The organism is Aeromonas sp. NJAU223 (assembly GCF_051125555.1).
GTDB lineage: Bacteria > Pseudomonadota > Gammaproteobacteria > Enterobacterales > Aeromonadaceae > Aeromonas > Aeromonas veronii_G.
Genome location: NZ_CP144204.1, coordinates 3,553,259 through 3,568,940 on the forward strand (window position 1 = coordinate 3,553,259; position 15,682 = coordinate 3,568,940).

A 15,682-nucleotide genomic window follows, 5' to 3' on the forward strand; every position below is an offset into this window, starting at 1 on the left:
TCACCATGTGGTTCTGGTTGATTGAAGAAGTCGAGTCGGTCCGCCGATTTCTGGGATTGGGGGGCGACGTACTGGTCGCCCTGTTCATCCTGACCCTGATGATGTGGGCACTGCTGCTGGAGCGCTGGTTCTACTTCATGACCGTCTATCCCAAGCAGGTGAAGCAGACCAAGGCAACCTGGCTGGCCCGCAGCGACCATCTCTCCTGGTCGGCCAAGCAGATCCGGCGCGAGTTGGTCTCCCGGGTCGCCATGGCGGTGGACAAGGGGATGCCGATCATCAAGGTGCTGATCGCCCTCTGCCCGCTGATGGGGCTGCTGGGAACCGTGGTGGGCATGGTGCAGGTGTTCGACACCCTGGCCATCACCGGCACCGGTTCCCCCAGAGCGATGGCCTCGGGCATCTCCAAGGCGACGGTTCCGACCATGGCAGGCATGATTGCCGCCCTTTCCGGCCTGTTTTTTGTCAATCAGCTCGATCATAAAGCCAGGCTGGCGGTCGAGAAGCTGGAAGACAACCTGAAACACGGTTAATGCAGGATGCACTGGCCAGGCGGCACGCCGCCCGGCCATCAGTTAAGCAAGGAGTTTTTGCTATGAGAAAACGTCACAGCGACAGCGGTGCTGATGAGGCGGCCATCGATTTGACCCCCATGCTGGACATCGTGTTCATCATGCTGATCTTCTTCATCGTCACCACCTCATTCGTCAAGGAGTCCGGGGTGGAGATCAACCGTCCGAGCGCCAGCACGGCGGAGACGGTGAAGAAGGGGAACATCATGGTTGCGGTTCGCGAGAATGGTCAGGTCTGGGTCGACAAGCGGGTCGTCGAAGTGGGTGCCGTGCGTGCCAACATCGAGCGCCTGCGTGCCGAAAACCCGGAGAGTGCCGTGGTGATCCAGGCCGATACCGAATCCCGTTCCGGTCTGGTGGTCCAGGTCATGGATCAGATCCGCATGGCCGGTGTCCAGAACATCTCCATCGCGGCAAGCAAGAGCAGCTGACGCCGGAGCGAGCACCATGAGATACCTGATATCGATAGCGGTCTCCTGCGTGGTGGTGTTCTTCCTGTTTCTGGGAATGAACAAGCTCATCACGCCGGATCACCGGGAGCTGACGGAGCGTGAAGACGTCACCATGACGGACTTCATTCGCCTCAAGCCCCAGGAGACTCTGCAAGAGAAACAACGGGAACTGCCCAAGCCCCCGCCCCCGAACCGGCCCCCTCCCCCTCCTGAGATGGAAGTGGCCAGCACGGACCGGCCGCAGATGGAGAGTTCCCCCATGGACATGCCCAAACTCGACATCCCGGTCAACATTGGTGGCGGCAACGCCCTCGGTGCCTACAGCACGGGTGGCGGCGGTGGTGGCATCGGTGGCAACAACGGCGCCATTCCCATGGCGACCTTCGAGCCCATGATGCCCCGCAAGGCGGCCCTGGCGGGACTGGCGAGCGGCAAGGTGCTGGTGGAATTCACCGTCACCGAGCGCGGCACCGTCAGCAACGTGCGGATCGTCAAGGAAGAGCCACGCAGCTATGACCTCGGCAAGGAGGCCCGCAAGACCATCGCCAAATGGACGTTCAAACCGGCCATGGTCGATGGCAAGCCGCAGGCTTCCCGTATGCAGCAAGAGATCGAGTTCGCGGTCAACTAAGGAAGGTGGCGATGAAAAAGTTACATACCCTGATCCTCGCCCCGGTCGCCATGGCGGTGCTGCTCAGCACCGCCAGTTGGGCCGCCGAGCAACCCGCCCTCTCCGATCGCGCCTATCGCGCGGTCAACAAGGCGCAGGAATTGATCACCGAGAAGAAATACGGCGAGGCCAATGCCAAGCTGCAGGATGCGCTGTCCGGCGCAGGCGAGCGGGTCTACGACAAGGGCGTGATCCTGCAGACCCTGGGCTTCGTGGCCGCGCAACAGGAAAAATACGGCCAGGCGACCAAGTACTTCGCCGATGCCATCGCCACCGGCGGCCTGCCGCAGCCGGTGGCCCAGCAGGTGCGTTACAACCTGGCCCAGCTCTACATGGCGGAGGGAAACTTCAAGGCCTCCATCAGCACCATGAACCAGTGGTTCGCGAGCCTTGGCAAGGACGAGAAGCCCACCCCCCACGCCTACATCACCCTGGCCAACGCCCATGTGCAGCTCAAGCAGTACCGGGAAGCCATACCGGCGGTGGATCAGGCCATCAAGCTGTCGGGGGGCAAGGCGCCCGAGTCTTGGTATCTGCTCAAGATGGCGGCGCACTATGAGCTGAAACAGTACAAACCGGCCACCGAGGTGCTGACCGCCCTCATCGACCGGTATCCGGAGAAGAAGAAGTACTGGACCCAGCTCTCCGCCATGCACATGCAGGCGGGCAACGACGCCAAGGCACTGGCGGCGCTGGAGGGGGCTTATAACCTCGGCATGCTGACCGAAGCCAACGAGTTGCAGCGCCTCGCCAACTACCTGGCCTTTACCGGCATTCCCCATCGCGCCGCCAGGGTGATGGAGAAGGCCATGAAGGACGGGATCATCGAGGGCAGTGCGGCCAACTACAAGACGCTGGCCAACTACTGGCATCAGGCCAAGGAGCTGGATCCGGCCATCGATACCCTAGCCAAGTCCTACAAGCTGGCCCCCAACGCCGAACTGCAGTTGAAGATGGCGCGCATGATGATCCAGAGCAAACGCTACCAGGATCTGGTGGCCTTCGCCGCCAAGCCAGCGGCCAATGCCAACGGGGAACAGCGGGCGGATCTGAAGTTCCTGACCGGGGTGGCTTATTTTGAGCAGCAGAAACCGAAGGAGGCACTCTCCGCCTTCAGTCAGGCGGCTCAAAACGGCAGCGTCAGCGGCCGCGCCTCTCCCTGGATCAACTTCCTGAAGGAACAACAAGGGGGCGCCGTCACCCAGTGACATGCCAGGCGAAGCATTGGCTTCGCCATGCCTCCACGACACAAGGGGCCCTGCCCCACCAGTTGCCTTGGTGGCACATTGGCCGCTCTTCGGAGCGGTCTTTTTTATGGCCGTTTATCACGCTGACTCCCCATAAAAAAATCCGGAGCCAGGCTCCGGATTTTTTGCATCGATGAGGCATCGGAAAGATGCCGCTTCATCACATCAGTAGTTGCACACCAGCTTCCAGCTGCCGTCACCGGCCTTGGGTTCGCTGCTGGTCCACCAGTTGGCCTGCCAGACCGCCTTGCCATTGGTCACGCGATCGTTGGCATTGGCGTGATCCCCCTGCGGCCAGCTCGGATAGGCCGGATAGCTCGCCGGGTTGACGCTCTGGCTGCTGCAGGCCGTGCCGCCGCTGCCGCCATCACCGCCGCCCGTGCCCACCACGGCCTCGGCCAGTGTCGGGAAGTCAGCCTTGAGACCTATGGTCTGGCTGCCGACAATCAGGCGCACGCCGCTGGGTACACCGGCCGCCGGCAGGTAGTAGGTCATGGCCACTTCCACGTCGGAACCCGGTGCCCAGGCCTTCCAGGTCGGCAGCGTCATGGCCACCTTGTGGAAGTCCTTCTCGCCCGCGATGCCATCGGAGTTCTGGTTGCCACCGCTCTCCACCACCTTCAGGCCCATGCCACTCTGATCCGTGATGGTGTCAGAGGTGGAGGTGGGTACCAGGAACTCGATACGCGTGCCACCCGGAATGGTCTGGGTCGACTTGTTCGTCAGTTTCAGGGTGGGGTTGATCGGGTAGTTGGAATCTCCTTCCTTGAAACCGGAGAGGCTGACGCCGATGTCGAGCTGGGCTGCCGGGGCAGGCAGATCGTTCTGCTTCAGGTTGGGCGGTGTGGCCGCCTTGAACTTGTCATAGGCGAGGCTGGTCAGGGTGCTGCCCATCACATACTCGTTCTTGGCCGGATCGAAGTCATAGTCCCCCGCCATCTCCCAGAACATGACGCCCCCCAGACCCCGCTTGACGATGTAGTCCAGCTTCTTGCCCATGGACTCTTCATCTTCGGTGGAGAGGAACACCTTCTTCTGCTCGTTCCACAGCCAGGGTACCTGCGCCTTGTCGTCGAAGTAGCGCACATACTGGCCCTGGATCACGTCGGCAGGATCATTGGGATCCAGACCCCAGGCGGTACCATAGCTCGGCAGCGTGGTGATGCCGAGACTGGCCGCATGCTCCAGGTTCTTGGCGTGCCACATGGGCACGGCACCGGCGCCGATCTCTTTGCCGTTCTTGTCCAGATCATGCCAGATGTTGTCGATCCCGACCGCACCGTTGCCGCAAGGAATGGTGCTGCCACCGGTGCCCGGCTGACAGTTGCTCTGACTCGGCAGGGCCGCCTTGCCATTGAGACCATGGGTCCCGCCGGTCACCCCTTGCCAGCCACGGGTGTAATAAGGCACCCCGATGTTGATCTTGCCGGCCGCCAGGGCGCCACGGAAGTAGTGGGCCGCCCAGGCGGAGTTCAGGTAGCCGATGGCGCCGTACTGGGCCTGGCTGTAGACACCCCATTGAGCCAGCTCGGGATCCGCCTTGTTGTCGAACAGGGCGGCGTTGTGAGCCACGAAGTTGTTCCAGGCACCGTGGAAGTCATAGGTCATCAGGTTGACGTAATCGAGGTACTGGGTGACCTGGAAGTTCTCCATGCCGCGCAACAGGTAGGCCGAGGCCGGCGAGGCGATGGTCAGCATGTACTTGCGCCCATCCTCGGTGCCGGCGTTGTCCAGCCGGGTACGCAGTGTCTTCATCAACACTTCGTAGTTGGCAAACAGCTTGGCCCGGCACTGGTTGGAGAGGGGGAAGTCGTTGGGGTTGCCCGCATCCTTCATGGAGGTGGGGTATTCATAGTCCACATCCACCCCGTCGAAGCCGTACTGACGGATGAAGCTCACCGCAGAATCGGCGAAGGCGTTGATGCCAGCGGTGTTGACCGTGCAATCACCCTTGGTGGTGGCGGTGTAGAAGCCGCGGGTATCGGCCCAGCCCCCGACCGAGATCAGGGTCTTCACGTCCGGATACTGCTTCTTGTACTTGGAGAGCAGGTTGAAGTGGCCCTGATAGGCGAACTCGGGATCCATCTCGGCACCCGGCACGCCGCTCCAGGTCATCTTGGTGGCGGCGTCATCCACCTTGATGGTGTGGCTCTGCTCGTCCACAGCCGCGAAGGCGTAGTTGATGTGGGTGATCTTGTCCCAGGGAATGTCGTTGACCAGGTAGGCGGGCAGGCCGTTCTTGCCGGTACGCCAGGAGGTGAAGTAGCCGATGACCCGGCGAGCATGGTCATCCCCCATGCACTCGCTGCCATCGGCGCGGTAGATCTGGCGCACATCGCAGGAGAGGTTGCCACCGGTGGGCGGCAACGCCGCCTCTTCCACCTGCACATCCACCTGGGCGGACTCGCCCACCAGATTACCCTTGTCGGTGGCGACCAGCTTGAGGCCGGTCAGCCCCTTGGCCTGGGGTGTCCAGCTCACCTGCCAGGGCGCGCTGGTATCCTCGCCCACCTTCTGGCCGTTCACGAACAGCTCGACCTTGGCCACGTCGTTGTTGGCATCGGTGACATTGCCACTCACCGCCGTGCTGCGACCCAGCGTCACCTTGGCACCGGCAGCCGGGCTCGCGATGCTCACCTTCGGCGCCTCGGGTGCCACCACGGCGGCGACGTTGAAGCTGACATCCGCCTCGCCGAGCACCTTGCCATCCTTGTCAAGCGCCCGGGATTTCAGTTGATGGGCACCGACACCGCTGGCAGTCCAGCTCGCCGACCAGGGGGCTGCGCTGCTCACCGCGACCTGGGTGCCATCGATCAGATATTCGACCTTGACCAGGGCGCTGCTGTTGCCGCCAAGGGTCACCGCCAGGGCGACCGGGGCACCTTCATTGAAAGCGCTACCAGCGGCGGGCGAGCCAATGGCCAGCGTCAGACCCGGCGTCGTGCTGCCGTCGGTGAACGGCTTCCAGGCATCCGCCCAGACGGTGCCCACCCCGGGGGCATAGTGGTAGGACGAAGCGCCGCACCAGCCGGAGTAGGGGAATTCCTTGCATTCATAGAGGTTGCCGACGTTGCTGACGATATCGCCAGCCTTGTAGGCGGTACCGGCCTGATAGGCGGGATAGGCGGCCTGCGCCCAGCCGGGCATGGTCGCAAGGGCAACCAGCATGGCGAGCCTGCTGGGCCTGAGGGTCTGTTGCATCTTGTTATCTTCCTTGTTGGTCTTGGCTTTTAATGACCGGGCAAAGGGCAACAGCAACAGGCGAAAAGGGGTCGACAACAGGCCATGGACGGGCCACATACCCTCATGTCACCCGGGGGAGCCCCGCTATCTGTCATCGCTGGCAGACCGGAGGCTTTGCGCCCCGACATCACTGTCGGTTTGCTCTTTACCTGGGTTCCGTGAGGAACAGCCCGAGTATAGGAAGCAAGTGACAAACACTCAATCTTCATTCTCGATGAGAAATATGTAAACGCTGGCGGGCTCACACTATTTCATCCGTGATGAAATGACATCTTTATCATTATTTTCATAACGTTAGCTGTGTCAAAAAAATTGAAACAGCCTCTTTTGCTTCCCCATTCTGTGCGCTGGTTCACTGGTATGAGCAGCCAGAAGTGTGACAATGCGCGCCCTTGGTTCAGGCACCAAGGCTATGGAATCACTGGCAAAAATAAAAAAGGAAACACAATGAAAGGTACCCCTACCCTGCTGTCACTGGCCGTGGGGCTCGCGCTCGCGTCCCCGTCACTCCAGGCCGCCGGCTTCAGTTGCCCGGCCGACAGCGCCCTCACCCCCATCCCCGCCATCCAGGGCAGTGGCGACAAGAGCCCCCTCATCCCGGACGGCCAGTTTGAAAGCAACCAGAGCGTCTCGGTGAAAGCCGTGGTCAGCGCCCTCGGCGAGAGTCTGAACAAGGGCTTCTACCTGCAAGACGTGCAAGGGGATGGGGATCCCCAGACTTCGGATGGCATCTTCGTCTACCTCAACGACAAGAACTTCGCGACCAAGTACCCGGGCATCAAGCCGGGGGCCGAAGTCTGTCTGGAGGCCAAGGTCGAAGAGTATTACAACCATACCCAGCTCAAGCCCGTCTTCGACGGTAGCACGCCCCGCCTGCAGGTGCTGGCTCAGGGTGCAGTCCCCACCGCCACGGCGCTGCGGGTGCTGGAGGGGGAAACCCTGGCCCGGGCGCTGGAGCGCCACGAGGGGATGCGGGTGCGCCTCGATGCGGGCAGCGAGCTCAAAATCAGCCGCAACTTCAGCTACGACTATGCCGCCCGTCGCAACAACCTGGTGCTCTCCCACCTGGCACCCCTGATGAAACCGACCCAGTTGCACGTGGCGGGTAGCGACCAGGCCAAGGCATTGGCCGAGGCCAATGGGGGCAACCGGGTGTTCCTCGAATCGGACTTCAAGGCCGCCGATGGCAAGCTGCCCTGGCTGCCCGCCTGGGAGCCGGAGCAGGGCTACCTGCGGGTCGGCGATGCCCCGGTCAACCTGGAGGCCCTGGTCGGCTACAGCTACAACGAATACCGGCTGATCGTGCCTAAGGATCAGACCATCACGGTCGGGGATCTGCTGCGCACCGACGAGAACGATCGCCAGCGCGCCCCTGCCCGCACCGCCGGTACGGATCTGCGGGTCGGCAGCTTCAACGTGCTCAACTACTTCACCAGCCACTCCAGCGTGGGCGGTGCCCTCAACGTGCTGTGCAAGGATCAGGCGGATGCGGACAGCGCCAAGGGTTGCAACCGCGGCGCCAAGAACCTGGAAGACTTCCAGCAACAGCGCACCAAGATAGTCAACGCCATCACCGAGATGGACGCAGATCTGCTCGGCCTGATGGAAATGGAGAACAACGGCTTCGACGAGCACTCCGCCATCAGCGACCTGGTCAAGAGCCTCAACGCCCAGCAGAAAGACGCGAGCCAGCACTACGCTTTCGTCAGCCTGCCCAAGGCCCAGCTCGGCCAGGAGCGCTACTTCGGCGGCGACGCCATCATGGTGGCCATGCTCTATCGCCCGGCCAAGCTGACCCCGAGCGGGGACGCCGGCGTGATCCCGCTGCCGGAGCAGCGTTACACCGTCGGTGGCGTCGCCAAGACCGCCGGTCAGCGCGACTCCCTGGTACAGAGCTTCACCGTGGCGGGCAGCAAGGATCCCCTGACCCTGGTGGTCAACCATCTGAAATCCAAGGGATCGGGCTGCTACGAGAACGGGGATGGCAAGACCGAGCCCGCCGACCTGCAGGGCAAGTGCACCGAGTTCCGGGTCAGTGCCGCCAAGGTGCTGGGCGAGGCGGTGAGCAAGCTGCCGGGCCAGGTACTGCTGGTGGGGGACTTCAACTCCTACGCCAAGGAAGACCCGATCCGGGTGCTGACCGACTATGCGCCGGCCAGCAGCGATCGCAAGATCCGCTCCGCCTCCCACACCTTCCTCGGTGAGCAAGCCTACGAGCAGATCGGCCAGGAGGTGGCCAAGAGCTACGGTCTGGTGGACTTGAACGTCAAGTTCAACCAGGAGAAAGCGATCTCCTACAGCTATGAGGCGGAGCTCGGCACCCTGGACTACGCCCTCGCCAACCCGGCCCTGGCCAAGAAGGTCGTAGCCGTCGCCGACTGGCACATCAACTCCTACGAGAGCAACCTGTTCGAATACGGCCGTGGCTTCACCGGCGACATGGTCAAGTCCGACAACCCGTTCAGCGCCTCGGATCACGATCCCATCATCGTCGATCTCAAGCTGCAGGAGCCGAGCAAGGACGGCGGTGGTGGTGCCATGGGCGCCCTGCTACTGGCCCTGTTGCCCCTGGCCTGGCGCCGCCGACACAGCTCATGATGTACGCTGCGTAACGAAAAAAGCCCGCGACAGTCGCGGGCTTTCTCATGTGGGTCATTTGATTTGTAAATGAAGAGACGGCAATCATGAAAATAATAAATGACTGAGAAAACAAAAAGGCCACCGCGATAACGGTGGCCTTGAGTGTTTGGTGGAGCTACGCGGGATCGAACCGCGGACCTCTTGCATGCCATGCAAGCGCTCTCCCAGCTGAGCTATAACCCCGAAACTTCGTCATTCAGCAAACGGTTCTGGATGCCGTCTGTCTTTCAATAATGGTGGAGCTACGCGGGATCGAACCGCGGACCTCTTGCATGCCATGCAAGCGCTCTCCCAGCTGAGCTATAACCCCGAAACTTCGTCATTCAACAAACGGTTCTGGATGCCGTCTGTCTTTCAATAATGGTGGAGCTACGCGGGATCGAACCGCGGACCTCTTGCATGCCATGCAAGCGCTCTCCCAGCTGAGCTATAACCCCACAAAGATCGGCCTGGGTGATACACACCGCACTGCCCTGGGTACTGCATTGTCAATTTGGAACCTGGTGGAGCTACGCGGGATCGAACCGCGGACCTCTTGCATGCCATGCAAGCGCTCTCCCAGCTGAGCTATAACCCCTTGGATTCCAGATTGTTCGAGGAGAATTTGGTGGAGCTACGCGGGATCGAACCGCGGACCTCTTGCATGCCATGCAAGCGCTCTCCCAGCTGAGCTATAACCCCAACTCACCTCGGCGCTACCAAAGTTATCTCTGGCAACGGAGGCGCATGATAGGCATCACCCGCTTTGCTGTCAACCCTAAAATACCACCGGCCGGAGCGTTTAGTCAAAATTCAGGCAGTTCGCTGTTTTTACCAGCAACCTCGTCGCTATCTCTCTGTTTTACGTCACAAATCCACGATAGACCCAAACAAGAAGGGCCCCCATTCGGGAGCCCTTTTGCGTCATTCACTGCGGTCTGTTCATCCGCCTTGAAAGCCAGACTGACTACGAGATCACTCGGCAGCCATGCGCGCTTCGATATACGCCAAGGCGCGATCGATACGGGCCAGGACACGCTCCTTGCCCACCAGCGCCATCACGGCGTCGGCAATGACAGGGGGATTGGCCCAGACCGGTATTACTCGGCAGCCATACGCGCTTCGATATACGCAAGCGCCCGATCGATACGGGCCAGGACACGCTCCTTGCCCACCAGCGCCATCACGGCGTCGATAGCCGGGGATTGACCCAGACCGGTGACGGCGACCCGCAGCGGCATGCCGACCTTGCCCATGCCCTGCCCCAGTTCGGCGGCGGTGGCTTCGATCAGCTCGTGCAGCGCTTCGGTGGTCCAGGTTTCCAGGGCGGCCAGCTTGCTCTTGGCCAGGGTCAGCGGCTCTGCCGCCACACCGCGCAGGTGCTTCTTGGCGGCGGCTTCATCGAGGGCCTCGTACTCCTCGAACAGGTAGCGGCTCTGGGCGGCCATCTCTACCAGGGTGTTGCAGCGCTCCGCCAGCAGGGTCACCACTTGTGGCAAGGCGGGGCCATTGCGGGTGTCGATGTTCTGGGCGGCCATGTGCCACTCCAGATACTTGGCGACATGGGCCGGATCCTGAGTACGCATGTAGTGGTTGTTCAGCCACAGCAGCTTGTCGGTGTTGAAGGCAGAAGCCGACTTGGAGATGGCGTCCAGGCTGAACAGCTTGATCATCTCGTCCAGGCTGAAGATCTCCTGATCGCCGTGGGACCAGCCCAGACGTACCAGATAGTTCAGCAGGGCTTCCGGCAGGTAGCCGTCGTCACGGTACTGCATGACGGAGACGGCGCCGTGGCGCTTGGAGAGCTTGGCACCGTCGTCACCCAGGATCATGGAGACGTGGGCAAACTCCGGCACGGGGGCGTTCAGGGCCTTGTAGATGTTGATCTGGCGCGGGGTGTTGTTGATGTGGTCTTCGCCACGCACCACGTGGGTGATCTCCATGTCCCAGTCGTCCACCACCACGCAGAAGTTGTAGGTAGGAGCGCCGTCGGTACGACGGATGATGAGATCGTCGAGCTCGGTGTTAGCAAACTCGATGCGGCCGCGCACGTGGTCATCGAACACCACAGAGCCTTCGGTCGGGTTGCGGAAGCGAATGACGTGGGGCGCATCGGCCGGGTGATCATGGGAGTGGTCACGGCACTTGCCGTCGTAGCGGGGCTTCTCGCCATTGGCCATCTGGCCTTCACGCAGGGTTTCCAGCCGCTCCTTGGAGCAGAAGCACTTGTAGGCACGACCGTCCGTCAGCATCTCGTCGATGAGACCGTTGTAGCGATCGAAACGCTTGGTCTGATAGTAGGGGCCCTCATCCCAGTTCAGCTCCAGCCATTCCATGCCTTCCATGATGGCGTCGATCGCCTCCTGGGTGGAACGTTCCAGATCGGTATCCTCGATACGCAGCACGAACTCACCGCCCTGGCTCTTTGCAAACAACCAGGAATAGAGTGCGGTACGGGCACCGCCGACATGCAAGAAGCCGGTCGGGCTGGGAGCAAAACGGGTTTTGACTTTCATCTTTAAGCCTTGTGTGGAGGGCCTTGGGCCAATTCATTAAAAAACCGCCGCATTTTAGCACCGAGAAACCCGGATGGGAAAACCATGGCACAACCAGGGGGAAAATAGGGCCCTGCAGCACAAAGACCACTATTTATGAGTGGGATCTCAGAAGCCGACCTCTTTTTCCGCTTAGCTAGCGAGGAACGCTGGAGAAATCCTCTGTCCTGCCGATAATTCCAACAACTCAGACCCTACAAGGAACGCAAGATGCAGTTTCGTTCTATTCAGAATCGCATCCTGGTGATGGCGGGGATCGCCATGACCACGGCTTTGGTCATCCTGATCCTGCTCAACCAATACTCGGGCAAGCAGACCCAGCAACTGACCATCGCCTCCAGCCGCGCCGCCCTGCAACAGGAAGCCTGGCAAAAGGTGAGCGCCAACGCCCGCGCCGAGGCTGCCACCATCACCCAGCTGCTGCAGAAGGGGCTCTCCTATACCCAGCAGATGGCCAGCGTCTTCGCCCAGCAGCAAGGGGGCAAGCTGCCGCTCGATCGCCAGCAGGCCACGGATCTGCTCAAGGCCCAGCTCGCCCTGGAACCCCAGCTGTACGGCGCCTTCGCCGGTTTCGAGCCGGGCGGCTTCGACGGCCAGGATGCGCTCTTCGCCGGCCAGACCGCCCTTGGCAGTGACAGCACCGGCCGCTTCGTCCCCTATTTCTACCGTGACAAGGACGGCATAGGCACCGATCTGCTGCTCTCCATCGAGAAGAGCGACGCGGACGAGTTCGGCAACCCGGCCAACGACTACTACGCCTGCCCGAAACGGGAGGGGCGCTCCTGCCTCATCGATCCCTTCAAGGTGGACATCAACGGCCAGCAGGTGCTGGTGAGCACCATCACCACCCCCATCCTGCTGGACGGCCAGTTCAAGGGGATAGCGGCGCTGGATCTGGCGGTGGACTCCATCAGCCGTCAGGCCCAGTCCCTCAACAGCAACATTTATGACGGCAAGGGGGAGACCCTGATCGTCAGTGCCGCCGGCGTCATCACCGGCACCAGCGGTGACGCCAGCCTGCTCGGCAGCCGTGCCGACAAGCTGCTCGGGGATGGCTGGCAGCAGTACCTCAAGCCCGAGGTGCAGCGCCAGGAGCTCACCGATGCGTTTCGCATCTCGGTGCCCATCATGGTGCCGGGCATGAGCCGCAACTGGGCCATCATCGTCACCCTGCCCTACAAGGTGGTGCTGGCGGGGGCCGATGAGCTGGCGGCCAAGCTCGCCGACATGAACCGCGCCGCCATGACCCAGCAACTCATCGGCGCCCTGCTGGTGCTGGTGCTTGGCCTCGCCACCATGGTGGTGATCGCCCGCAGCATCACGGGCCCCATCCGCCAGATGGTCAGCCTGGTGGATGACATCGCCGACGGCGAGGGGGATCTCACCAAGCGTCTCAATACCCAGTCCCGGGACGAGCTGGGGGCCTTGGCCCGCGGCATCAACCGTTTCATCGACAAGTTGCAGCACCTGCTCGGGGATGTGCAGAAGACCGCGACCGAGGTACACCGCTACGCCGGTGACACCGATCGCATCGCCGGCCAGACCGACACCAACCTGCAGCATCACCAGGCGGAGATGGAACAGATGCTGACCGCGGTGCAGGAGATGTCTTACGTGAGCCAGGAGGTGGCCACCCACGCCAACAACACCGCCGACTCGGCCAAGCAGGCCCAGGGGGCGGCGGATCAGGGCAAGGTGCGCTTCCAGCAGGTGATCCAGTCCATGCACAGGGTCGCCGCCGAATCGGGCAAGGGCGCCGAGGTGGTCGAGGGGCTGGCCCATGACAGCGAGCAGATCACCAGCATCCTCACCGTCATTCAGGGCATCGCCGATCAGACCAACCTGCTGGCGCTCAACGCCGCCATCGAGGCGGCCAGGGCGGGCGAGCAGGGCCGCGGCTTCGCCGTGGTGGCCGACGAGGTGCGCAAGCTGGCGGGCAACACCCAGCAGGCGGTGCAGAACACCCAGGAGCTGATCGAGAAGATCCGCCACAGTTCCACCAATGCGGTGAGCGCCATCCAGCAGAGCCAACAGTTGACCCATCAGGCGGTGAACGAGGCGGATCTGGCGGAAGCCGCGCTCGACAGCATCTTCCAGGCCATCGCCACCATCAACGACATGACCTACCAGATCGCCTCCGCCGCCGAGGAGCAGAGCTCGGTTTCCGAGACCGTCTCCGGCAATCTGTCAAAAACCAACGCACTGGCCAACGACATCGCCCAGGATGCGACCAACACCGCCCAGGCAAGCCAGGCCTTGCGCCAGGCGGCCGAACGTTTACAGCAATTGCTCGGACAATTCCGTCTCAGTTGATAATTTTCCTACTCTGGACTCTCCCCCTCGGGGGCGAGTCCGTTTACCATAGGCGGCATATTTGCCTGATGGCAGGCAATGTAGTGAGAGGTAAATGCCGTGCCCACCCCGGACCGTCGCCCACGTGGCCATAACAGACGAGCCCAGCAGCGTCGCCAAGACGAATCACAAGGAAACCTGCTCCATCGTATCAATGCCGCTACCCTGCCCCTGCGCCAGCGCCTCGGTCAGGGCCTGAGCGGCCTAAAATCCAGCAAGGAACCCAGCACCAAGTCCTTCAAGCTGGCGAGCCCGCTGCCTCGCAAGCACACCATAGGCCTGCTGGTGCTGATCCCGCTCTGGCTGCTGGTGCTCGCCTGGGAGCCTGCCCCTGCGGCCCCGACCGCCGCCCCGTCAGGCTCCCTCGCGGTGCCGCTGGCGGTGCCGACCCAGGCCCTGACCGTCGGCAATGGCAGCACGGGCAGCGCACCGGTAGCCGCCAAACCGGTGGAAGAGAAGGTTGACGGCACCTGGCTGCAGCACGACGTGCAGGCCGGTGAGACGCTCTACTCCATCTTCCGCAAGTTCGAACTGCCGGGGGCCGAGCTTAGCCGCCTGATCGCCATCGAGGGGCCGGACAGGCCGCTGACCCGATTGCAGTCCGGCAAGTCGGTGTTCGTGCTGGTTGATGCCGGCCGCCGCATCCAGCGGGTCGAGGTTCGCTCCTTCGGGCAGGTGAACTACCGCTACGATCGGCAAGGGGAAGGGTTCGCGCTCAAGGAGTGAGGCCCGGCCTGACTTTATCAATGCAAACGGGAGGCGCCATGCCTCCCGTTTTTCATCCCGCCGCCCGAAATACCTCGTTGATGCGTCAATACTTTTAGCTTGCTCAAAAAATGAAAAGTGCCAAATTGACAAGGGATCGACCTTACGTACAATCGTTTGTGCTTTAAACAGGGAAGAACTACATCCGGCTGGAACACATCGACGTAGTCAGTCATGGGTAGGCCCCTGCTTTCCTAAGCAAATGCTGCCCAACAAGGCGTTAGTTTCATTTTGTTATAGATAGGACTTAGCACATGTCTGACATTCGCACCGGCCAAGTAAAATGGTTCAACGAAACCAAGGGTTTTGGCTTCATCGAGCAATCCCAGGGACCGGACGTATTCGTTCACTTCTCCTCCATCCAGAGCACAGGTTTCAAGACCCTGGCTGAAGGTCAAAAAGTCCAGTTCACCGTGACCCAGGGCAAGAAAGGCCCCCAGGCTGAGAACGTCACCCTGCTCTAAGCCGCGTCCGTGAACCCGTAGGAGGAGCCTTGGCCCCTCCTATTTTTTTGCCCGCCGTTTCCCTGCCAGCACGAGCCAGTGCCCCATCCACCACGCAGATCGTCTTATAGACAGAGATAAGGGCAGCGCTCACCGAACGCTGGAAACGACAAATCATCGCGCCGCGATGTCATTGCTAATGCAAATGGAGGATGAGGACTTCGAGGAGAGATTGAATTCGAAGAATTCAAAGAGAGATTGGAGCGGGAAACGAGACTCGAACTCGCGACCCCGACCTTGGCAAGGTCGTGCTCTACCAACTGAGCTATTCCCGCAACAGGATGTCGTCTGCACATGATTGGAGCGGGAAACGAGACTCGAACTCGCGACCCCGACCTTGGCAAGGTCGTGCTCTACCAACTGAGCTATTCCCGCAACGGAATATCATTTGCAGCACTTCGATAAGACAAGTTTGGAGCGGGAAACGAGACTCGAACTCGCGACCCCGACCTTGGCAAGGTCGTGCTCTACCAACTGAGCTATTCCCGCAACAGGATGTCTTCTGCACATGATTGGAGCGGGAAACGAGACTCGAACTCGCGACCCCGACCTTGGCAAGGTCGTGCTCTACCAACTGAGCTATTCCCGCATCGGAATATCATCTGCAGTACTTCAACAATAAGCTTGGAGCGGGAAACGAGACTCGAACTCGCGACCCCGACCTTGGCAAGGTCGTGCTCTACCAACTGAGCTATTCCCGCATC

10 protein-coding genes, 10 tRNA genes and 1 riboswitch are annotated in these 15,682 nt (G+C 61.3%); of the genes, 8 read left to right on the forward strand and 12 right to left on the reverse strand.

The annotated features are described in order from the left end of the window. Positions 1-5 precede the first annotated feature (5 nt). The 4 genes from VZC39_RS16225 (at position 6) to VZC39_RS16240 (ending at position 2,902) form a co-directional block, all read left to right on the forward strand. The gene (locus VZC39_RS16225) at positions 6-533 is read left to right on the forward strand and encodes a MotA/TolQ/ExbB proton channel family protein (RefSeq protein ID WP_349919330.1); all 528 of its coding nucleotides are present in this window, start codon (positions 6-8) and stop codon (positions 531-533) included. A 62-nt stretch (positions 534-595) separates the two neighbouring features. Continuing rightward, a complete protein-coding gene (locus tag VZC39_RS16230; RefSeq protein WP_005327075.1) occupies positions 596-1,003 on the forward strand; it encodes an ExbD/TolR family protein in 408 nt (135 codons plus the stop codon). A 16-nt stretch (positions 1,004-1,019) separates the two neighbouring features. Further along, positions 1,020-1,655: an energy transducer TonB gene (locus VZC39_RS16235; RefSeq protein ID WP_349919333.1), complete on the forward strand. Its 636-nt coding sequence runs from the start codon at positions 1,020-1,022 to the stop codon at positions 1,653-1,655. An 11-nt stretch (positions 1,656-1,666) separates the two neighbouring features. Next, positions 1,667-2,902: a tetratricopeptide repeat protein gene (locus VZC39_RS16240; RefSeq protein WP_434663914.1), complete on the forward strand. Its 1,236-nt coding sequence runs from the start codon at positions 1,667-1,669 to the stop codon at positions 2,900-2,902. A gap of 204 nt (positions 2,903-3,106) precedes the next feature. On the opposite strand, the gene VZC39_RS16245 is transcribed toward VZC39_RS16240, so the two are convergent. Beyond that, complete coding sequence (locus VZC39_RS16245; protein WP_434668495.1) at positions 3,107-6,109, reverse strand: glycosyl hydrolase family 18 protein; 3,003 nt, start codon at positions 6,107-6,109, stop codon at positions 3,107-3,109. 146 nt (positions 6,110-6,255) lie between these two features. Then, positions 6,256-6,337, reverse strand: a riboswitch (cyclic di-GMP riboswitch). Positions 6,338-6,631: 294 nt separating this feature from the next. Between VZC39_RS16245 and VZC39_RS16250 the strand changes: the two genes are divergently transcribed. Further along, positions 6,632-8,782: an ExeM/NucH family extracellular endonuclease gene (locus tag VZC39_RS16250; protein ID WP_434663916.1), complete on the forward strand. Its 2,151-nt coding sequence runs from the start codon at positions 6,632-6,634 to the stop codon at positions 8,780-8,782. A gap of 149 nt (positions 8,783-8,931) precedes the next feature. Here VZC39_RS16250 and VZC39_RS16255 read toward each other — a convergent pair. From VZC39_RS16255 to gltX, 6 genes are all read right to left on the reverse strand, one after another. Next, positions 8,932-9,007, reverse strand: a tRNA-Ala gene (locus VZC39_RS16255). Positions 9,008-9,058: 51 nt separating this feature from the next. Then, a tRNA-Ala gene (locus VZC39_RS16260) sits at positions 9,059-9,134 on the reverse strand. A 51-nt stretch (positions 9,135-9,185) separates the two neighbouring features. After that, positions 9,186-9,261 (reverse strand) — tRNA-Ala (locus tag VZC39_RS16265). A gap of 64 nt (positions 9,262-9,325) precedes the next feature. Continuing rightward, positions 9,326-9,401, reverse strand: a tRNA-Ala gene (locus VZC39_RS16270). Between the two features lie 28 nt (positions 9,402-9,429). Next, positions 9,430-9,505 (reverse strand) — tRNA-Ala (locus VZC39_RS16275). A 398-nt stretch (positions 9,506-9,903) separates the two neighbouring features. Then, a complete protein-coding gene (gltX, locus tag VZC39_RS16280; protein ID WP_434663918.1) occupies positions 9,904-11,319 on the reverse strand; it encodes a glutamate--tRNA ligase in 1,416 nt (471 codons plus the stop codon). A gap of 249 nt (positions 11,320-11,568) precedes the next feature. Here gltX and VZC39_RS16285 point away from each other — a divergent pair, with 249 nt between their 5' ends. From VZC39_RS16285 to VZC39_RS16295, 3 genes are all read left to right on the forward strand, one after another. Beyond that, a complete protein-coding gene (locus tag VZC39_RS16285) occupies positions 11,569-13,671 on the forward strand; it encodes a methyl-accepting chemotaxis protein (protein ID WP_434663920.1) in 2,103 nt (700 codons plus the stop codon). Between the two features lie 99 nt (positions 13,672-13,770). Then, positions 13,771-14,436 (forward strand): LysM-like peptidoglycan-binding domain-containing protein, encoded by a 666-nt coding sequence (locus VZC39_RS16290; RefSeq protein WP_349919340.1) that lies wholly within the window; start codon positions 13,771-13,773, stop codon positions 14,434-14,436. Positions 14,437-14,729: 293 nt separating this feature from the next. Then, positions 14,730-14,939: a cold-shock protein gene (locus tag VZC39_RS16295; RefSeq protein WP_005327092.1), complete on the forward strand. Its 210-nt coding sequence runs from the start codon at positions 14,730-14,732 to the stop codon at positions 14,937-14,939. Between the two features lie 238 nt (positions 14,940-15,177). Here the strand turns inward: VZC39_RS16295 and VZC39_RS16300 are convergent. The 5 genes from VZC39_RS16300 to VZC39_RS16320 form a co-directional block, all read right to left on the reverse strand. Beyond that, positions 15,178-15,253: transfer RNA gene (locus VZC39_RS16300), tRNA-Gly, on the reverse strand. Between the two features lie 24 nt (positions 15,254-15,277). Then, positions 15,278-15,353: transfer RNA gene (locus tag VZC39_RS16305), tRNA-Gly, on the reverse strand. Positions 15,354-15,391: 38 nt separating this feature from the next. Beyond that, positions 15,392-15,467: transfer RNA gene (locus tag VZC39_RS16310), tRNA-Gly, on the reverse strand. Positions 15,468-15,491: 24 nt separating this feature from the next. Continuing rightward, positions 15,492-15,567, reverse strand: a tRNA-Gly gene (locus tag VZC39_RS16315). Between the two features lie 36 nt (positions 15,568-15,603). Next, a tRNA-Gly gene (locus tag VZC39_RS16320) sits at positions 15,604-15,679 on the reverse strand. Positions 15,680-15,682 lie beyond the last annotated feature (3 nt).